Genomic DNA, 20,348 nt, shown 5'->3' with positions numbered 1-20,348 from the left:
CTCCCGGATGCCACTGCCGCAATCGTTGGCTTCAGCATCCTTGGGCACATTCGGTTTGAACTCATATGTACTTACGCTCTCTCTGGATGATTTTGTGTCCACTCCTGATAACCACCTCAGTGGCATCTGCACCACTGCCTCTGCCCTTTCATGCGCTTGCCAGCGAATTACATATTGACCTCCACGATATGGAGGTTTCTCCTGAGAATTGGCTCTGGCTACGACGCAAAAGTGAGCTTAGGGTCGGTGTAACGCCCAGCGAATCTGCGCCGTTCTCGATCAATGCAGTGGAGAATCAGTATGAGGGAATCAGTGCTGATGCAACTGCACTTGTTTCGCAGTTATTGGGAGTGCAGTTGAAGGTCGTACCATTTGCCAACGATCAAGATGCTGAACAGGCGCTGATAGCGGGAAGCATAGATTTGATCAGCGGGCAGCGCGGCCTGGCACCACGTGATGATCTGATTTTCAGCACTCCTTACACTCTGGATCGACTCGCTGTTTTCAAACGTAGAGGAGAGTCACGTAATTTACCCATCGATCTAGCCGACTTAAGGGTCGCTGTCACTCGTGAGCACATCGACCAATTAAAACAGTGCTATCCTCACGCTAACTTCCAAGTATACGCTGACCACGGTAAAGCGATCGCCGCCGCCGCCTTTGGTGAGGCGGATGTTTATCTAGACGATCTGTATAGCGCTTATTACCAAATTAACCGCTCGTTTTACGGTTATTTGAGCTTTGAGCGCTTCAGTCAGCTATCCATTGGCGGTTACAGCTATGCCTTTCGTGGTAACGACACTCGACTGCAGGGCTTGGTTAACAACGCCATCGCCGTGATCGGTAATGGTCGACTGAGGCGTTTAGCGATGCGCTGGGTCGGTAACAGCTTCATTCCTGGAGAAGAGCCTATCGAGCTCACTATGCAACAGTCGCGCTGGATTGAGCGTCATCCGGTTGTCCGATTAGTGGTGAATGATGACTTGGCCCCAAGTGCATACTTCGACTCCAATGGGATGTTTATCGGTGGTGTCGCCGGTCTTCTTGAAGTCATAACACTCAGTACCGGTCTGCGTTTTCAGGTTACATCGTATAGCGGGGGGTTTCCGCAGATCATAAAAGCACTGCAAAGTGGCGAGACTGATTTGGCACTGATGACCGCCAGCCCTAAGCGTGAAGAATTCCTGCGTTTTTCCCGACCGCTGTTCGCCGATCCGTTTGTGTTGCTCACCAACAATCAAGAAAAAGGAAATTTAGTAGACTTGGCCGATAAGCGCATCGCAATAGCGACTGGCCATGTCGCGTTAAAAAGACTTCGTGAGCTATATCCCAGAGCGATACTGATCGAAGCCGGCAGCACACTGAACTCAATGAGTCTACTTTATGAAGGAAAGGCTGACGCCGCTGTAACGGCGCTACCCACAGCGCGCTATTACATCGAGAGGTTGTTTCGTGACAAGCTAGCCATCAATCAAGTGCTTGATGTGGGGCCAGGCACGATTAACTTTGCCTACCGCCGAAGTGATGCGGAATTACAGTCCATCATCGACAAAGTACTCCAGAGTATAGCGCCGGACGAGCTCAACGCGATTTATAATCGATGGCGTCCCCTACCTAACATGAACGGGCAAACATGGATCGATTACGAGCGGGTGATCCGTCAAGTTATATTAGGCGCTGCGTTATTGTTGTTGCTAGCGTTGTTCTGGGTGATTTATCTACGTCGGCAGATCAAAGCAAGGGTCACGGCTGAGCGGATGCTCAACGACCAACTCCGGTTTGTTCAGACCTTGACTGACTCTATGCCGCCCCCCATGTACGTGTGTGATTTAAACGGACGCATCCTCTCGTGCAACCGTAGTTACCTCAAGAGTGTAGGTTTGAGTACTGAGCAGGTGCTAAACAAGACCTCGGATCGGCTACCCAGAAAAAATTTTGAGGCTCCGCCTGAATTTCATCTCGATTACCTGCATGCCATACGTGACGACCAGACGATTGAGTCGATACATGCTATTCAGCTACAAGGTGGAGAGGTGTGGATTAGTCACTGGGTACAACCATTCCAGAACTCACAGGGCGTCACTAAGGGCCTTATCTGCGGCTGGTTGGATATTACTGAGCATCGACAACTGGTGCAGCAGTTGCAAGAGGCGAAGAGTTATGCAGACGACGCCAGCAAGGCCAAAAGCAATTTCCTGGCGACGATGAGCCATGAAATTCGCACGCCAATGAACGCCGTTATCGGCATTCTGGAGCTGGCGCTCAAGCGCGCTAATAGTGAATCTATCGATCGCGCTAGTATCGAAATCGCCCATACCTCAGCGAAATGCCTACTGGAGTTAATCGGCGATATTCTTGATATTGCGCGTATCGAATCTGGTCGCCTAAGTCTCTCGCCCAAGCGCGCCAATCTACGAGTGTTGGTTGAGTCGGTCGCCCGGGTGTTTGAAGGGCTGGCCCGACAGAAACGTCTGAACTTAGTTCTCGAGATCGACTCAACTGTAAATTGCGATGTGTTAATTGATGCTTTACGTTTTAAGCAGATCCTCTCTAATCTAGTCAGCAACGCGATAAAATTTACCGAAGAGGGAGAGATCAGGGTCAGTATTATAGGTGTCTTGATCGATGGCAACCTGCTCAACGTAAGCCTGAGCGTCGAAGACACAGGGATCGGTATAAGTCCGACCGATCAGCAGCGCCTGTTTCGCCCATTTGTCCAAGTACAGCACGCCGAAGGCACTGGCTTGGGCCTTGTAATCTCTCGTTCACTCTGCGAACTAATGGGTGGCTTGTTAATTATGAGTAGCACTCTAGGCCGAGGCACTCGAGTCGACATTAACTTGCGCTTACAAGTTCTTGAGTGCATCAGCGTCGCGCCACTTTTAGCGTCCGGGCCGAACAAGCAACGTTATCGTCTGCAAGTACTTGTGGTAGATGATCATCAGGTCAGTCGACAGGTGTTGTATCAGCAGTTGGCATTTCTAGGCCACGATGTCAGCGAGGCTGAAAACGGCCAGCAGGGCTTAGAACACTGGCGTGAGCAACCATTTGATATTGTCATTACTGACTGCCATATGCCGGTCATGGGCGGTGTCGAACTGACACGGGCTATCCGGCGAGAAGAACTCGAAAGCGCATTGGAACCTACTGTGATCATCGGCCTTACGGCCGATGCACAGCCGGAGGAGCTAGAGCTGTGCATTCTAGCGGGCATGAACGATTGCTTGATCAAACCGATCGGTGTTGATGATCTGGACGCACGCTTGTTGGAGCACTATGTGGTTGATGAAGCCGATTTGCCCGAAACAAAGCAACTAATATCCACACCTGGCCCGCTCAAGCTGATCGATCTTGCGCCGCTGGAGCTTATGATCAGTAGCGAGCCGATCAAATTTCGACAGATACTTGCTGAACTGATTAAAAGCAATCGAAATGACTGCCTACTTATGAAGGCATTACTGCGAAACGGTGAAATAGAAAATCTTGTAGAGCTGGCCCATCGGATAAAAGGCGCCGCCCGCGTAGTAAAGGGTGAACAACTGGTAGAGTGCTGCAGAAGACTGGAAGTCGCATGTCAGGACTCAAAGGTTTCATTGGTACGGCTCCAACAGCTGGTTGGGCAAGTTGAAGAAGCCATTGTTGCTTTGGAGCACGCCTTACTGTGTCTCCGGTAGCAATAATTGGCGATAACGTAATGCAAAAAAGGGATTTAGAGTTTACTCGACATGCCCAAAAAAACGGGGGTTCCAGCCGAAAACGTCTTTGCGAAGCGGTCGGATCGCCTCTGCCGAAGCCTTGGTCAGGTGGAACCACCCGAGATTGGGCACCTTGTTACCGGGGCCTTTCTAGCGCAGCTGATCGATGCTGGACTCACGGAGATATTGTTGTTCAGTATGATCGAGCAAGCGATTGAGGCTCAGTTCGCGTGGCAGGACATCGGTTATCGGGTACCGGTATCGATTAACTTCCCAGCGCACTTATTGAATGATGAGACCTTGCCTGACCGGCTTTTGGTGCATGTTCTACACTTGAACGGAGTACCTACTAAGCTATGCTTTGAATTGACAGAGTGTTCTATGACCGAATTGCAGATTCATTACATCGCGGGAGTCTGCCGCTTGCGCTTGAAAGGGTTTGGCTTGGCTCGAGATGATTTTGGACAAGGGTTCAGATCGTATTACCATTTGGTCAATACACCCTTTACAGAATTAAAAATCGATCGCGCCTTGATTGCTAACTGCGAAAATGAAGAAAGTATTGGTGTGCCGCAAAAGGGGATAAGAGCGTTGGCCCAGTATTGGGGGCTCGAAGTCGTCGCAGAGGGGGGTGGAAATGTTGCGCAGTTAGCGCTTTTATGTCAATTCGATTGTGATGCAGTGCAGGGGTTTTTGATATCCAAAGCTTTGCCGACGCAAGCGCTCTCGGATTTGTTGCAACAATAAGGGCGTTGATGCAGTCCATGCACCATGCTAGTCAATCGGTTGCGTAATGTGGAAGATGCCATGAGGCAGGAAAATCATTTTAGAAAATTTATCCGTACCGCGTTACGGCTGAACAGACTGCTCATATTATCTGCCTCTTCAGCGTTTCTACTTTTCGCGGTGACATATGTGGCTGTCGAACGCTTGCTTGAGGAGCAAGTGTCGAAGATTGATTTTCACTTTTCACGCCTGATGGGCACGGTTCACGAGCATGAAGCATTTTTGATGCGAGCTGTCAGACAGAGTGATGACGCCACCAAGAAAAAAGACCAAGCGGTTATTCCCCTACATAATCGATTGTTGAAAGAAGTGCGAGGTATCTCGATTTTCGAGGGCATTGAATTCTCTTTCGCAATGCCGTTCACGCTCGCCATGCCAACGAAAGTAGCTTCATTAGATGAAGTCAACGACATAGGACGTTACGGCGTTTTGATCGCCAATTATTATGGTTCGTTTTGGAGCCGATCGTCTTATGTGGCGCCGCAAACGTTGCTGATTGATCTTGATAGTTCGATCAGTATGGGCATTCCTGCAGCCGAAATTTCCTCGGGAGCAGAGTTGGACGCGCAAACGAGCTTTCTGGAACAGAGCGAAGCGATTAAACGACAAATTCTACAATATCGTCCCGAGAACATGGACGAGGGACACGTACGATGGGCGCCAGCAATCCCTGCGCAAGCAGACGGGCCGCCTATACAATTTATTGCTTATACCAACACTGATATCACGGATAACTTATGGTTTGACAATCAGAAGCGTCAATTAGTTATAAGCACGTTGTTGGACTTGAACTCTATTTTCGACACGTCGCGACTGAGCGATCTGACAGTATTCGATACGATGGAGTTGATTACCCCTGAAGGGTTGATGCTCACGCGTAGAATTCCGGGCTTCCACGAAACGCAAGACGGGCTGACTTTAACTAGTGCAGGTCTTTTGATCAAGGTCACTGCTCAAGATGGCTGGCGCGGCTACTATCATCTGACGTATGGCAGCTTTTTTAAGTATACGAAATGGCATCTGCTGGCGCTGTTAAGGGTTTGGTTGGTTGTTGTTGTGGCCGGCTATTTTTTTGTACGCTGGTATAACTTAAAAGTGGTGGTACCGGCCCGCCGTGCCCACGAAAGAATCGTAGAAAGCGACACCTTTAGTCGAACAATTATTCAGGGAGCACCAGTGGCCTTGTGTGTGTTGGCACGTAAGGATCACACCGTCGTCATGGAAAACGAATTGGCGCGCCTTTGGTTTGGGGATGAGCAAAGTATCCTTCAATTGAATCGTGTATGGAGGTCTGTGGAACCAGGTAATGAAGCGGATCAGAGGCTCATGCCAATCTCGATCAGAATTAATGACAGACAGCTTGAAGTCAGCTTCTCACTCTCTCGTTACCAAGGCGAAGAAGTGGTGCTCTGTGCCTTTAATGACATTAGTTCTTACAAGCTCGCTGAGCAGGCGCTGGCTGCAGCAAAACAATCGTCTGACGCATCGAGCGAAGCAAAATCAATTTTCCTGGCAACAATGAGCCATGAAATTCGCACACCATTGTACGGTGTTCTCGGAACGCTTGAGCTTCTATCGTTTTCTCAGCTGAACAACGTGCAACAGTCGCAAGTGCGAACCATGCAGCAATCTTCGACGATCTTGTTGCAAATCATCAGCGATATCCTAGACGTATCGAAGATCGAGGCAGGACAGCTGGCGCTTGAGCAGGAGGAGTTCTCGCCTCTGGAAATGGTTGAGGAAGTTCTCCAGTCTTATTCAGCTGCAGCGGCTATTAAGGGCCTTCATCTCTATGGCTGCGTGGATGTTGACATTGCACTACGGGTAATAGGCGATGTGAATAGAATCCGCCAGATACTCAGTAATCTAGTCAGCAACGCGATCAAGTTCACGGATGTCGGATACATCGCTTTGCGTTTAAAGAGTGAGCGGATAGAGGGTGTCTGGTACTGCCAATGGCAAGTCACCGATACAGGCTGTGGTATTGCGAGTAAAGATCAGGTACACCTGTTTGAACCCTTCTATCAAGTACACAATCGGCAACATACCGTTGGTGGCACAGGGTTAGGCCTTTCAATTTGCTGGCGCCTGACACAAATGATGAGTGGCAGCCTTTCAGTAATAAGTGATAAGGGACTAGGTAGCAGTTTCACTTTAGAGCTTCCCCTTGCGGTAGTTCCCGGAGAGCGTGCTCTGCTGCCAGAGATGGCACTGAGAAGCGAGGCTGTGGTAGTGCGTGCGCCCATCAAGGAACTGGCAGTCTGCGTGCGTGATTGGCTGACGCGTTTCGGGGCGCTGGCGGTCATCGGTACTGATGTCTCAGAAGGGCGTTACCCGCATGCCGTGCTGGTTGATGTAATGCCTGAGCTATTATCAGATCTCGCTTGGAGTGGTAGGCGAATTGCGTGTTCGGAAAGCGGGCTGCTTACCCCTCAGCACACTTCTAATGGTTATACGATCAGCCTATATAGCTTAAGGGACCTGCTGCGCGCTGTTGCATTATCTCAAGGCGTGCCGCTGGCCGCGGATGATGGCGTCGGGGTTATAAGTCGTTGGTGTCGGTTCAGCCTACATGCGTTGGTGGCTGAGGATAACCCGATCAATCAGACACTGCTCAAAGAGCAGCTTGAGCAATTGGGTTGCAGCGTAACACTGGCGTCCGATGGTGTGCAGGCGTTGCGACTTTGGGAACATGATGCGTTCGACGTGATATTGACTGATGTCAACATGCCGCAGATGAATGGTTACGAACTGACTGTTGCGATACGTCGCGACGACAGTCACACACCCATTATTGGTGTGACGGCCAATGCAATGCGAGAAGAGGAAGAACGTTGCGTAGGAGTTGGCATGAATGCGTGCATTGTCAAACCCATTTTGTTGTCAACTCTGCATGATGCGTTGTTGTCGCTTTGTGGGCATCTGGACGGCGCGGTATTGCCTGGCGAGGACCCCTTGGCAGGCCAAGGCATCCTGCAGGTTTCCAGTCAACTACGCGAGGTTTTTATCCAGACTTTCAACGAAGATCTAGTAAAAATTCGGGCTGCATTGCAAGGCAAGGATGTATATGCCGTGTGTGCATTGATGCATCGGATACGAGGGGGATTATCGGTCGTTCAAGCACAAAGCCTTCTGGATCGCTGCGCAGCTATTGAGGCGCGGTTGAATGCCCACGGCTGGGGCGATGACAGTGCGCGAGAAATAGAAGAGGTCTTGGCAAGCATCAAGCAGGAAATGGAAGAACTATGACGGGTAGGGAAAGAGTCCTCAGCAATTCATTCTTTCACGAAGGTAGTTCGAGCATGAAAAAAAGAAAAGTGGTGTTGGCTGATGACCATCCCATCGTGTTGGCTGGGGTAAAAGAGACGATTGAAAGTACAGGTCTTTATGAGGTCGTCAGAGTTGCCCAAACGTCTGGTGAGTTGGTGGGCGCGATCACGGAACACTCCCCGGAAATTGTCATCACTGATTTCTATATGCCTGGAGACGAAAACTACGGTGATGGAGTGCGTTTTATCAATTATTTGGTTAGACACTTTCCTAATGTGCGTTTTTTGGTGCTGACAATGCTTAGCAATCGATCACTTCTTGGCAGTCTCTACGACTGTGGTGTGCGTGGCGTTTTACAGAAAAGCATTGACCTCAGTGAAATAAATACTGCGCTTCTGGCAATTTCCAGGGGAGAAATATTTAAAAGTATTAATTCACTTGGACCTGAAAGCGTCTTGGAGTCTACGTCGTTGGCCAGCGAGCGGATCGAAAGCCTGTCGGCCAAAGAGGCCGAGGTTCTGCGTCTTTTTTTGGCCGGTGTCCGTGTCAAAGATATCGCCACTAATCTGCAACGTAGCGCGAGAACAGTCAGTACGCAAAAGACTTCCGTCATGCGTAAACTGGGCGTTTATTCCGATCAGGAGCTTTTCGCGTTTTGCAAGGAGCACAGAGTCATCTGAAGAGCGATTTACTTTGCTTTTTGAGACCCTTAGTAAATTACGCTGCTGTGGCAGTAAGCGGTTGATCGGTCCTAGTTGTCGGGACAGGGTGCGTTGTGATTCAGGATTATGCCTGTTCTTAGTCGTAGACACCTACATCACACACCTCGTACAACGCCTACTTTTCGATAATGGCCAGGTCGGCGTCATTGGAAGTCTGGATAACGGCCAGTTCGTGGGTGCGTGCTTAAGCGGCGAACATGGTGTATTGCAAGTGCTGCCTGTCGTAGGCTGCGAGCGGGTACGCCGGGTTTTACTGTTGCGTCCGCAAATTTCGACACCGGATGATTGGTCGGTGGTCGATGGGTAACCAATTAGAAAAATCAATGCTGTACATTGCTCCCGGCATTTACAAGGTCGGTTGGCGCGAGCCGATAGGTATTTGCGTGAGTTTGCTCTTCGATCTTAAGAGAGAAATTGTCCGCGGAACTATTTCTTTTCGCAGTGGATTGCCGGTGAAGGATAGCATCCAGAAAAAACCATCTGTTATCAGAAAGTTTTTATCGAGGATATGCACAAGTTTCGTGGCGGGGGGCATACCATTATGTTGTAATTCCCGAGTTTGCTAAAGTGACCTACTTGAAAAATGGAGGTCCTGATATCGACGCTGTGATTGATATGCCTCCGGATCAGATGCTAAGAGACTACATTGATGGTAAATAACTGGAAAAGCCGCCCTGATTGGGCTGTTTTTTTTATGTATGTACATTGATTTACCTCAGTGTCGCTTAATAATGTTTCCGCTTCGACCTACAGCGTGGTTACATCAAAAGACCATTCATAATCCATGGCGTCGACAGGAAGGTCGACGCCCATTTTTGAAAGAGCCGATAAATATAAGCAGCGTCCACTCACGATTTTTAAGGATTGCCTGATCGTTTTTGGTGATTGACCCTTATAAAATCACGTTGCGACTAACTCGCTTTACTGTAGGACTGAGAAGATGCTGCTTAGGAAATTCAGGCTCGCTAAACGAGCGATATTGGTTTTTTTCATCATTAATATATTGGTGGTGGCCCTCGGCGGTATTGCCTTGTGGCAAATGAGCCGCGTGCGGGCGGCAGCGCTAGAGATCGAAGATAACTGGATGGACAGTATTCGCGAGGCCAGCGCTATAAATTCCATGGTGCTGACCCTTCGCCTGGAAAGCACCCGGCTGGTTACCGCTAGTAGCGCCGATGTCAAGCGTATATCCGCAAGCTCTGTTATCGATACCCGGCTCAAATTGAAACAGTTGGTTGATGCCTATCAGTCGTATGTCAGCAGTGCTGAAGAACAGGTCATCTACGATTTGGTCAAATCCAGCGTCACCAACTACAACACTAAACTTGACACTTTTCTTGAGCTCGCGCAGGCAGGAGATGCCGAAGCCGCGGCCAACTATATTGAACGAAATATACGCGTACAGACGAATGAGCTAGAGGCTGCTGTCGGCAAGCTGATTGAGTTGAACCGACTCGGTGGCGAGAAAACCGGCATCGAAGCTGAAGAGATCTATCAAAGCTCGATCATTACAGTGGTTGGCATTGACCTACTGGTCATGGTGATCAGTATTTTTCTAGGGGGCATCTTTGCGCGCAGTATTACGGCGCCCTTGACAGTGTTGCTGGACGTCAACAGGAGGATTTCCGAAGGCGACCTGGGCTCCGATCTTGAGGTCACCGGTAAAGACGAACTGGCAGATCTGATGGCGGCGACAGCAGCGATGCAGGTCAGTCTGCGTGAAACCATTCGCCACATGAGCGATTCATCTACCCAGCTGGCCGCGGCGGCAGAGGAAATGTATTCCGTCACTGAAGAGGCGAGTGCCAGCATTCATCGACAAAACAACGAAATCGAGCAGGCCGCTACTGCGGTCAATGAAATGAGTGTCGCCGTCGAGGAGGTGGCGCGCAATGCTGTGTCCGCTTCGGAGTCTGCGCAGGTGTCGGAGCTTTCGACCCGCGCCGGAGCGGATCGGGTTTCTAAAACAGTCGAGGCGATCCAGAGTCTCAGCGTGATAGTGGAAGAGACCAGTACTGACGTTGAGGGCCTGGCGATCAAGGCGCAAAGCATCAGCAGGGTTCTGGATGTCATTCGCAGTATTGCTGAGCAGACTAACTTGCTCGCGTTGAACGCGGCCATCGAAGCTGCGAGAGCGGGTGATCAAGGGCGGGGCTTCGCCGTTGTTGCTGATGAGGTGCGGGCGCTCGCCCATCGAACTCAGGAGTCGACCAAGGAAATCGAGAGCATGATCGCAGACATTCAAGCGGGGGCAGACCAGGCTGTACTGGCGATGTCTAATAGCTGTGTAAATGCGCAGGACACATTGAGCGTGGCAAATGAGGCGGGCGCTGCGTTGGCGGAAATCGCCAAGTCGATTATCGAGATCAACGAAAGAAATTTCCTGATTGCTACCGCTTCGGAAGAACAGGCTCAAGTTGCTCGTTCGGTCGATAGCAATCTCGTCAGCATTCGCGACCTGTCGATACAAACTTCAGCCGGCGCTAACCAGGCGGCAATTGCCAGTAATGAGCTTTCGAAGTTGGCAGTTGCCATGGCCGACCTGGCCAAACGCTTCCGGACCTGAGTTATCCGCAGGCGCGACTCCAGTGGCAACTCGAAAGACTGTCATGTGTATTTTGAGGTAGAGATGGAAGAAGACAATTCACGTCAACCCACTGCGATGACAGATCAATGCTCTGAACAGCCTTTCCCTGGTCTTGATCCGTTCGTAGCGGAAGTCAGTCGCGCCGTGACTAGCGTTGCTGATATTGGAAGCTCGGTGACAAAGGCTGCGAACGATCTTGCGGTAAACATGCTGGTGGCCAATAACGAACTGGTGCAGGCGCACGGCAGCTCTGCAGTGTGTTGTGCATCTCCGAGGTCAAACATCGCTCTGCCATGGAGTGTTTCGAGAAACGCTCCCGCAAGATTTTTCAGAGCGCGATTGTTCTTGCTGCGTTGCTCGCAACTGTGTCTGCCAGCGTTGGCGGTGCCATCGGCGCTGGGATTGCGACTCAGCTGCAGCGTTGATCACGTTTGCACAGGCCAGGCGATCAACAGTGGTTTTTTAGTGATCAAGCAACTCGCCCTATAAAGGGGCGGGTGGAGGAGGACGAATGGAAATAGCCGATCTGGATATACGCGAATTGATCGGCGCCATCGGCAGTGCATTGGTGCCGGTGGTGTTTAAAGGTGTAGGCAAAAAACCGACACCGCAGGCGGTGCGTGAGCGTTTGCGGCTCAATGCCGAGATCATGGGGCGGCTGGCGGCGGTGTTGTACGGCGGCGAAAAGACAGGCCCGGAGCTTATCGAATTGATCGATCTTTTTACTGCGCACATGCAAGTGGAATATTCGGGTGCCATGAAAGGCTTTCTCGGGCCGGAGGGTGAGTTGAGTAGGCTGCGAAATCCGCAACGGGATGCTGGTTGAGCCGGTAAATATATTCTTCGGCAAGCCCTTTTGGTAATTTTAGGGTTTGCCTGATTGCCCGCTTCGGGCTGCGGGCTATATCGTTGCGCCATGAAACTCAAGCGAATTGTTCGTACCCCTGATTTCTACGTTTTGTCGACGCCCAAACTCGCGCGCTTATTGTTATGGCTGTCTGCCCAAGTTATTGCTCCATGCAGAGCCGTAGGCGCGGCAATTTCGCTTGGTTCAGTCTTCAGCAATGACGTGTGTGGTCGTATGAGGTTTTCGTTGTTCTACAGGCTGACGCACACTCCTCGATCAACTACACGTGGGGCGAGCTCAACTGATAAATCCTGGAACCTACAGCTTTTTGAACGTGCTTTTGGATACCTCAACAGAAATCGGATCAATCGGCTGCTTACCTCCGGTCTCTCGCCATTGCGTCCAATCCGCCTTATCAATGATCCTGTAACGGAGCCCCCGCTGTCAGCAGAACTCATTCAAGACTCGCATGGACTTGGTCCACAGGCGCCGACTTTAAGGCGCGAGTCTGGATGATTGAGTCCCATTGCCGTTCCGCATCTTTATCGGTGATGGATGCCGTAAGCGCGTAGTTTCCTGAACATGGCAAGTCAACCGGCCCCAAACAACTTCTGCATTGTTGATAGTGATTCGCTTGCCGTTATCGCAGCGGATCTGCTGTCGGACGTTTTTGGACTGCTAGCGCGGGAGCGCTGGGTTGCTGCAGTCTGAGTGGCTGAAGCAGAGCAGGTCAGAGGCTGAACAGTTGCAGTGCATATAAAGGCGCGCATCGATTTTCATGGACATAGCAATGAACATGCAAAAAAAAACTATCGTCATCGCTGATGATCATCCAGTCGTGGTGCTGGGTGTGCGCGCGCTGGTACAGCGTGTTCAGTGTTTCGAGGTGATCGGCGAGGCGGCGAGTTCTACTGAACTTGTCCAAGTGCTGAACAAACGAGTGCCGGACATCCTCATCACTGATTACAGCATGCCCGAAAGCTCTGTCTATGGGGATGGCTTGAAACTAATCAAGTTTCTGCGAAAAAAATTTCCTCCCTTGCAGATCTTGATATTAACCATGATTTCCAATGGCCTGATTCTTTCGCGACTGGCGGACCTTGGCGTAGCGGGTGTGGTGCAGAAAAGGCATGTGCACATGGAGATCCATAAGGCACTGAACGACGTGATTCACGGGCGCGACTATGAGTGTCCGAAAATCGCAAAACGCTCAGTTGTCGCGAGCCATCTGAATGTTGAGGAGCGCTTGGCGTCGCTGTCGATTCGTGAATTGGAGATCCTGCGTCTTTTCATTGCCGGCATGAGCTTGCGAGACATTGCCGAAGATCAGAGCCGTAGTGCCAAGACCATCAGCACTCAAAAGGTCACCGCTATGCGCAAGCTCAGAGTGAGCAGCGATCAGGAGCTGATCACGTTTTGTGCGGAGGCAAATCTGTTTCAGTAAATTCCACGTCTCACTATTTTTAAGGATTGCCTGATAGCGCTCGCACCTGTAAGCACCCTATTATTAAAAAGTGCTATGGCGAGATGCTGTTCGCATTGGTTCTATTGAACCTGGATGATTTCGAGTCACTCCAGTCGTTGATGGTTGAGTCGAAAGCATGTGATTTGGTAATTTTATTCGATAAGTCTTCTGAAATAATGCTGGCGGGGTATCTCTATCGGAAATGTTGCTGTTCACGAAGTTATTACTTTCACTGGCTTCTATTAAGGTTGTCGTCCTCGGAACCCATGCGGTGTGGTTAATAGGAAGTGGGTAGTAGGTGTTGTCGGCTTTATAAGGCTGTCCAGAGTGTCGAAGGTCATTAGTTTCGGTTTCGGGTAAATTCGACCGAACCATTCAGTACTTAATTCTTTAGTGGCAATAAAGAAAGGTGTCTTGCAGATTGCTTATTAGTGAAGTGATATGATGGCATCAGGTCTGGAAGGGGGGAGTTCTTTCGAAGATTCAGCGTAAATTCCTGAATCTGTTGACGTAAATTTGATGGCTACCGCAAAGTATTTTAAAAACTAAGTCCAGCGGGGAAGGTGTTCATAGCGATCGGAGCGTTCTACTTGCTGGTCTCTGATTTTCAGGATCAATAAACTCCATAGAATCTGGTGTTTAATAGTTTTGGTTGTGTATTAAATTGCAGCAGGAGTTGAGGGTGGTGCACGAATTTAAAAGTCAGTTTCCGGATAGCTTGAGCACAATATTCATATCGAATAAAGAAACCTGTGACATCAATAGGTTCGTCAAACAGTATGTCGAAAGTAGGCATTTACATTTCAGATCTCAAGCTGAGAGTGAAGTGTTCACAGCTCTTCGCGCTTACCCGGGTATGGCGCCGGTGCGATTTTACGAACTCAATGCTTGGCTGGATCGTCATTTTCGTGCAAAGGTTTTTTTACGGCCTGCGGCCCGTCTGCTAAAGTTGATGGTAAATAAAAACTACATGCTTCGGCCTCAAATTCGGCTTAGTAAAAATTGAAAAATAAATCTGGAATGGGATGGAGTTGCTACGGGCTGAAAGCTCTTCATCTTGATGGGCTTGAACCGCATGTGTAAAATTCCGTCTGCAGAGTAGTGTATGCGATATTTAGCTTTTCTGGATAGCCTTGAGCTGGCCCGGTGCGTCGAAATTAAATTCAAAGAAACTGCGTTAATGAAGAGTTGGTGTATGCCTGTTGTAGACTGGTTGCTCACTATTGCCATTGTCGTAATCGCATTGGTAGTCTTTGGCTGCGTTGCCGGTATTTGACAATCGGTTTCGAATCAAATTACTTAATTTAAACTCTTAATGAATGCTGTAGATAAGTGAGCAGTAATTTCGCTGGCTTTGTGGTCCCGTAGTTTATGGTGAAATCTGAAGCCACCCTCAAGGGGGCCAAGTGTCCAAGGTGTGAAGCTCACGTCAGCAAACTCGCCAAGGCAGCGTGATACATGAGTGGTACCAGTTTTGGGTAAAGAGCCTCACCGAATTACAGGCGCGCCTCTGAGTTACGTGGATTGGGGCAGTACCGCGGGAAATGCTTCACGGCATCACAACATAAAAATTTACGTAAATGTAGGTCCTTAACGTTCCTGCAAGCTGGCTGATGCCATTTTCAAATACTTTCATGCCGGCTCCTGCACCGAAAGTAGTGAAGGGGAGGCTCGTTTCTTTGATTTATTATTTAATGTTGGAAAAAAATACCAGTCAGATATTTCTGATGAAGTAGCTTCAGTCCAATCTGGTAGGATGTTAAATTGAGGGTTTTCAATAATAACGGATGTGTGAGGCATATCAACGATTCCTTGATAAAGTAAACATCAAAGTCAACGCTGATCACTCGCACACTGATTTCAGTATTTCAAGTTGAACTAGCTGATGGACCGGGCAGACCTACGCCGGGGCTGCCACTGTGACCGATTATGCACAGGATTGTAGATGAATCAACTAGTGATTCGCGCTTCGGCTAAATTTATATAATAGTCAACATGTAGTATGCGACGTATAAATGTAGTGTTGATATCACAGTTTTCGGCATTTTGTTGACCGAACAATCCAATACTTCCCGTTTACAATGAAGAGAATATAAATAGTCAACAAAACATTCGTCGGTCGGATAATACCTGGCCGCCGTTGCGCCCGGTGGCGCCCCAGCCGATCTTGTGGCTTTCGACGATGGCGACTTTCAGGCCTTTTTCGGCGAGTTCGACAGCGGTAGCGACGCCGGTGAAACCGCCGCCGATGATCACCACGTCCACCGAATGCCGGCCTTGCAGGGTCGGGTAGTCAGTGTCGCGGTTGAGGGTGGCGGTGTAGTAGGAATTGCAGCGTTGAGTCATGTCAGTATCCACACAAAGTTCGGAAGTCGGAGTGCAGTCCCTGTGGGAGCGAGCTTGCTCGCGAAAGCGGTGTGTCAGTCACCCAAAATGTTGAATGTGACGACGCCTTCGCGAGCAAGCTCGCTCCCACAGGTTCGGTGTCGGATCGTTAAGCTTCGGTCAGATACCAGCGCCAATCCTGCTCACCCACCTCGGCCATGAACTGCCGGTACTCGGCCCGTTTCACCGCCAGATACACACCCAGAAACTCCTGCCCCAGGGCATCCCGCGCCCACACCGAATTCTCCATCGCCTGCAACGAAGTCAGCCAGTCGGTCGGCAGCAACTCCTTGGCCTGCGCATAGCCATTGCCCTCGACCGGCGCACCCGGATCGAGGTTTTCACGAATGCCGCGATGAATCCCGGCAAGGATCGCCGCCGCCGCCAGATACGGGTTGGCGTCGGCGCCGCAGATGCGGTGTTCGATGTGCCGGGTGTGCGCGGGGCCACCGGGTATGCGCAGGCTGACGGTGCGGTTGTCGACGCCCCAGGTCGGCGCCAGCGGCGCGTAACTGTTGGCCTGGAAACGTCGATAGGAATTGGCGTTCGGGCAGAACAGCAACAGCGAATCGAGCAGCGAGGCGAGCATGCCGCCAATCGCCGTGCGCAGCAGCGGCGTGCCGGCCGGATCTTCCGAGGCGAACAGATTGTGTCCGCCGCCGTCGGCCAGGCTGACGTGCATGTGCATACCGGTACCGGCCAGGTCATCGAACGGTTTGGCCATGAATGTCGCCTGCATGCCGTGCTTGTGCGCCACGGCTTTGACCAGACGTTTGTAGCGCACCGCCTGATCCATCGCCGCCAGTGCATCGCCGTGTTCGAGGGTGATTTCCACCTGTCCCGGCGCGTATTCCGAGATCGCCGTGCGCGCCGGAATGCCGTGCAGTTTGCAGGCGCTGTAGAGGTCGGCGAGGAACGGCTCGATCTGTTCCAGTTCGCGCAGACCATAGACCTGGGTGTGTCGCGGTCGACCACCGTCAGCGTCCAGCGCCGGCTGCGGTCGGCCGTTGTGATCGCGTTTGGCGTCGAGCAGATAGAACTCCAGCTCGCAAGCCATGATCGGGTGGAAACCCTCGGCTTTGAGCGCGTCGATGACCTTGATCAGCAAGTGTCGCGGGTCGGCGATACTCGCTGGCAGGCCCTCAGTCGGGTGCATGCTCACTTGCACAGCAGCGGTCGGAATCTGCCGCCATGGCAGGCGCACCAGGCTGCCTTCCAGCGGATAGGCGCGGCAATCGATGTCGCCGACGTCCCAGACCAGACCGGAGTTTTCCACGTCTTCACCCTGCACGGTCAGGCCGAGGATAGTGCTCGGCAATGGCCGGCCGCTTTCGTACACAGCGAGGAGTTCTTCGCGGTGCAACAGCTTGCCGCGCGGCACGCCGTTGGCGTCGAGGATGAACAGCTCGATCATGTCGATATCGGGGTTTTGCGCAAGGAACAGACGTGCGTCTTCAAGGGCTGCGAATTTCATGGCAATCACTCACGGGGGCGCCGCACAGGCGCGCAGAATCGGGCCGGACACGACGCGGCAAAAGGCGTGGCTGTCCTGGCAGAGATATCAGGGAACAGAAGGCTGTCGCGGGTTTTTGACCGACGCGATCAGACGGGCAGGGCGATATCCGGCGGGCGTGCGGAGTGACGCAGCTTGGAACGGCGCAGGGCCATTGGCAGATTGACGATACGGTTCATACGCCGCTCCTGACGAGGGCGCGCGGGGGTGAGACGTACAACCAATGTGGTTGTTGAGGTGACGTACTCATAACGCGTGTTTCCGTTGGCGGAAAACGTCGGTGGCTTGCTGACCCGCCGACCGGTGTGCCCGGATAGTAAGGGGGAATCCGCGGGCATGTAAACGGGAGATTATCGCGCCGCGCCTCAGCGCATCAGGTGAAAGCCCAGCCCGGCGAGGGCGCAAACGATCAGCACGCTGATCACCCCACGCTTGAACATGAACAGCGCCACACCTGCCGCAATCGCCAAAACGATCGAAAATACGTCGACGGCGCCGGCAAAACCGTTCGGCCAGAACACGTGGTACGCGAAGAAGCACGCCAGATTGACGATCACCCCGACCACGGCGGCGGTGATGGCGGTCAGCGGTGCGGTGAATTTCAGTTCGTTGTGCGTCGATTCCACCAACGGCCCGCCGGCGAGGATGAACAGGAACGAGGGCAGGAAGGTGAACCAGGTCACCAATGTCGCCGCCAAGGCACCGGCGGCAAAGGCATGTTCGGGGCCGAACGTCGGTTGCACGTAAGCGCCGACGAAACCGACAAACGCCACCACCATGATCAGCGGCCCGGGCGTTGTTTCACCGAGGGCAAGGCCGTCGATCATCTGCGTTGGTGTGAGCCAGCCGTAATGGCCGACCGCGCCCTGATAAACGTACGGCAGCACCGCGTACGCGCCGCCGAAGGTCAGCAATGCGGCTTTGGTGAAGAACCAGGCCATTTGCGTGAAGGTGCCGTCCCAGCCGAACAATGTCGTCAGCAGTGCCATTGGCAAACACCACAGTGCCGCGCCAATCAGCGCCAGTTTCCACAGCTTCGCCACGCTGAAGCGGGCGTGTTCCGGTGTCGGCGTGTCGTCATCGATCAGCGCCGGGCCGAAGGATTTGCTGCTGTTGCGCGGGCTGGCAGCGTTGAAACGCTGCGGGGCGAAGCGTCCGCCGAGATAGCCGATCAGCGCCGCGCCGAGCACGATCAGCGGGAACGGAGCATTGAACGCGAAAATCGCTACGAACGACGCCCCGGCGATTGCCCAGAGCCAGGCGTTCTTCAGCGCACGCGAGCCGATGCGATGGGCGGCATGCAGGACGATTGCCGTCACCGCCGGTTTTATTCCGTAAAACACCCCGGCCACGGCGGGCAGGTCACCGAAGGCGATGTAGACCCACGACAGTGCAATCAGAATGAACAGCGACGGCAGCACAAACAGCACACCGGCGATCACACCGCCCCACGAACGATGCAGCAGCCAGCCGATATAGGTCGCCAGCTGTTGGGCTTCGGGGCCGGGGAGCAACATGCAGTAATTGAGCGCGTGGAGGAAACGCTTTTCCGAAATCCAGCGCCGCCGCTCGACCAGCTCCTGATGCATGATTGCGATCTGCCCGGCCGGACCGCCGAAACCGATGCAGCCGAGTTTTAGCCAGAAGCGCCAGGCGTGTTGCAGGGTGATGGGGGCTGGGCGCGGCGGGGCTTCGGGGGTTGGGTTCAAGTGCAGCTCCTGCGGTGGGCTCGGCGGAGCGGGTATCTAAGCAGGTTTTGGTTCATCTGTGGTGGTCAAACCGCGGCCCCTCATCGGAGCGCCGCCCGCCCAGCCCTCTCCCGAGGGAGAGGGAGCCGACCGAGGTGTCTGGCGTTATGCATCGACCTGAATGACCGCGTCGATTATGGATTCACTACAGCACCATCACCTCGACGGAGCTCGCCAGCATCCCCGATCAGTTCCCTCTCCCTCGGGAGAGGGCTAGGGTGAGGGGCTACGATGTCTGACCTACCCAAAACCTCAGCCCCGAACTGATTGGGTTTCGGCCTGACGATCATTGAACGGTCCCGTTTGCGCGCTGGGGTGGCCGGTCAACCCCCCGTCATGTTCATGAACCGCACCACCTGCACGTCATCGTTGATTTCGAAATTGTGCCGATACGGCTTCAGCTTCATTGCTTCGATGATGGCTTTCTCAAGGCGTTGCGGTTGGCCCGGATGCGCGCGCAGCACCGCTTTCAGGTCCATCGAATGTTCGTTGCCCAGGCACAGCAGCAGCCGGCCTTCGACGGTCAGCCTTACGCGGTTGCAGGTGGCGCAGAAGTTGTGGCTGTGCGGGGAGATGAAGCCCAGGCGAATCTCCGGTGCTTCGGCCAGGCGCCAGTAGCGCGACGGGCCTTGGGTCGATTCGGCGGAGTCGATCAGGGTGTAGCGCTCGGCGATCTTCTCGCGCACCTGGGCGCTGGAGAAGAACGATTCGGCGCGGCTGTGTTCGCTGATCGTACCCAGCGGCATTTCTTCGATGAAGGAGATGTCGAGTTGACGATCGATGGCGAAGTTCACCAGATCGTTGATCTCGTGATCGTTGCGCCCCTGCATCACCACGCAGTTGAGTTTGGTGCGGGTAAAACCGGCCTTGCGTGCGGCGTCGATACCGTCGATCACCTGGGCCAGATCACCGGTGCGGGTCAGTTCCTTGAAGCGCTTCGGGTCGAGGCTGTCGAGGCTGATGTTCAGGCGCTTGACCCCGGCGTCGAACAGCGGCGCGGCGAGTTTGCCCAGTTGCGAACCGTTGGTGGTCAGGCAGAGTTCGCGCAGGCCGGGCAGGGCGGCGATCTGTTCGCAGAGCTTGACCACGCCGGGGCGGATCAGTGGTTCGCCACCGGTGAGGCGGATCTTGCGCGTGCCGAGGGCGACGAAGCTTTGCGCGACCTGAAATAGCTCTTCGAGCGTGAGGATCTGCTGGCGCGGCAGGAACTGCATGTCTTCGGCCATGCAATAGACGCAGCGGAAATCGCAGCGATCAGTCACCGACAGGCGCAAATAATCCACGCGGCGGTTGTGACCATCGATCAATTCACGCTCTGTCATGGGTTCGC

The 20,348-nt window shown here is 52.6% G+C and carries 12 protein-coding genes and 1 pseudogene; 9 read left to right on the top strand and 4 right to left on the bottom strand.

Going from position 1 to position 20,348, the window contains the following annotated elements; all coding sequences use genetic code 11:
• The first annotated feature begins 65 nt into the window (after positions 1-65).
• The 9 genes from V6F91_RS23365 (at position 66) to V6F91_RS23335 (ending at position 13,351) form a co-directional block, all read left to right on the top strand.
• A complete protein-coding gene (locus V6F91_RS23365; protein WP_423815352.1) occupies positions 66-3,674 on the top strand; it encodes a transporter substrate-binding domain-containing protein in 3,609 nt (1,202 codons plus the stop codon).
• A 210-nt stretch (positions 3,675-3,884) separates the two neighbouring features.
• Entirely contained in the window at positions 3,885-4,442 is a 558-nt protein-coding gene (locus V6F91_RS23360) for an EAL domain-containing protein (RefSeq protein ID WP_332768584.1), read from the top strand.
• A 60-nt stretch (positions 4,443-4,502) separates the two neighbouring features.
• Positions 4,503-7,730, top strand: coding sequence for a hybrid sensor histidine kinase/response regulator (locus tag V6F91_RS23355; protein WP_332768582.1), 3,228 nt, complete (start codon positions 4,503-4,505; stop codon positions 7,728-7,730).
• 53 nt (positions 7,731-7,783) lie between these two features.
• On the top strand, positions 7,784-8,431 hold the full coding sequence (locus tag V6F91_RS23350; RefSeq protein WP_332768581.1) for a response regulator: 648 nt from the start codon (positions 7,784-7,786) through the stop codon (positions 8,429-8,431).
• 323 nt (positions 8,432-8,754) lie between these two features.
• Positions 8,755-9,039, top strand: a complete 285-nt coding sequence (locus tag V6F91_RS27585) for a phenolic acid decarboxylase (RefSeq protein ID WP_423815351.1) — start codon at positions 8,755-8,757, stop codon at positions 9,037-9,039.
• Complete coding sequence (locus V6F91_RS27580; protein ID WP_423815356.1) at positions 8,954-9,133, top strand: phenolic acid decarboxylase; 180 nt, start codon at positions 8,954-8,956, stop codon at positions 9,131-9,133. The genes V6F91_RS27585 and V6F91_RS27580 overlap by 86 nt, the downstream gene beginning before the upstream one ends.
• Before the next feature lie 280 nt (positions 9,134-9,413).
• On the top strand, positions 9,414-11,039 hold the full coding sequence (locus V6F91_RS23345; protein ID WP_332768580.1) for a methyl-accepting chemotaxis protein: 1,626 nt from the start codon (positions 9,414-9,416) through the stop codon (positions 11,037-11,039).
• Between the two features lie 532 nt (positions 11,040-11,571).
• On the top strand, positions 11,572-11,886 hold the full coding sequence (locus tag V6F91_RS23340) for a hypothetical protein (protein ID WP_332768578.1): 315 nt from the start codon (positions 11,572-11,574) through the stop codon (positions 11,884-11,886).
• Positions 11,887-12,703: 817 nt separating this feature from the next.
• Positions 12,704-13,351, top strand: a complete 648-nt coding sequence (locus V6F91_RS23335) for a response regulator (RefSeq protein ID WP_332768928.1) — start codon at positions 12,704-12,706, stop codon at positions 13,349-13,351.
• Positions 13,352-15,499: 2,148 nt separating this feature from the next.
• On the opposite strand, the pseudogene V6F91_RS23330 reads toward V6F91_RS23335, so the two are convergent.
• The 4 genes and pseudogenes from V6F91_RS23330 to moaA all read right to left on the bottom strand — a co-directional run.
• Positions 15,500-15,718 (bottom strand): annotated as a pseudogene (locus V6F91_RS23330) (NAD(P)/FAD-dependent oxidoreductase); the annotation flags it as partial.
• 148 nt (positions 15,719-15,866) lie between these two features.
• A complete protein-coding gene (locus tag V6F91_RS23320) occupies positions 15,867-17,231 on the bottom strand; it encodes a glutamine synthetase family protein (protein WP_332768576.1) in 1,365 nt (454 codons plus the stop codon).
• A gap of 404 nt (positions 17,232-17,635) precedes the next feature.
• Positions 17,636-18,979, bottom strand: coding sequence for a chromate efflux transporter (chrA, locus tag V6F91_RS23315; protein ID WP_332768574.1), 1,344 nt, complete (start codon positions 18,977-18,979; stop codon positions 17,636-17,638).
• A gap of 362 nt (positions 18,980-19,341) precedes the next feature.
• Positions 19,342-20,340, bottom strand: a complete 999-nt coding sequence (moaA, locus tag V6F91_RS23310) for a GTP 3',8-cyclase MoaA (protein WP_332768572.1) — start codon at positions 20,338-20,340, stop codon at positions 19,342-19,344.
• Between the last annotated feature and the right edge of the window lie 8 nt (positions 20,341-20,348).

This window comes from Pseudomonas koreensis (genome assembly GCF_036668835.1).
GTDB classification, from domain to species: Bacteria; Pseudomonadota; Gammaproteobacteria; order Pseudomonadales; family Pseudomonadaceae; genus Aquipseudomonas; species Aquipseudomonas koreensis_I.
The sequence above is the reverse complement of the archived record's forward strand: the minus strand, read 5'-3'. Positions and strand labels throughout refer to the sequence as shown.

What these genes read in the sequence shown, in the direction of transcription:
- V6F91_RS23335 (WP_332768928.1), top strand. Translation starts at nt 12,704, where the DNA reads ATGCAAAAAAAAACTATCGTCATCGCTGATGATCATCCAGTCGTGGTG.
- V6F91_RS23320 (WP_332768576.1), bottom strand. Translation starts at nt 17,231, where the DNA reads ATGAAATTCGCAGCCCTTGAAGACGCACGTCTGTTCCTTGCGCAAAAC.
- moaA (WP_332768572.1), bottom strand. Translation starts at nt 20,340, where the DNA reads ATGACAGAGCGTGAATTGATCGATGGTCACAACCGCCGCGTGGATTAT.
- V6F91_RS23355 (WP_332768582.1), top strand. Translation starts at nt 4,503, where the DNA reads ATGAGGCAGGAAAATCATTTTAGAAAATTTATCCGTACCGCGTTACGG.
- V6F91_RS23340 (WP_332768578.1), top strand. Translation starts at nt 11,572, where the DNA reads ATGGAAATAGCCGATCTGGATATACGCGAATTGATCGGCGCCATCGGC.
- V6F91_RS23365 (WP_423815352.1), top strand. Translation starts at nt 66, where the DNA reads ATGTACTTACGCTCTCTCTGGATGATTTTGTGTCCACTCCTGATAACC.
- V6F91_RS23350 (WP_332768581.1), top strand. Translation starts at nt 7,784, where the DNA reads ATGAAAAAAAGAAAAGTGGTGTTGGCTGATGACCATCCCATCGTGTTG.
- V6F91_RS23345 (WP_332768580.1), top strand. Translation starts at nt 9,414, where the DNA reads ATGCTGCTTAGGAAATTCAGGCTCGCTAAACGAGCGATATTGGTTTTT.
- V6F91_RS27585 (WP_423815351.1), top strand. Translation starts at nt 8,755, where the DNA reads ATGATTGGTCGGTGGTCGATGGGTAACCAATTAGAAAAATCAATGCTG.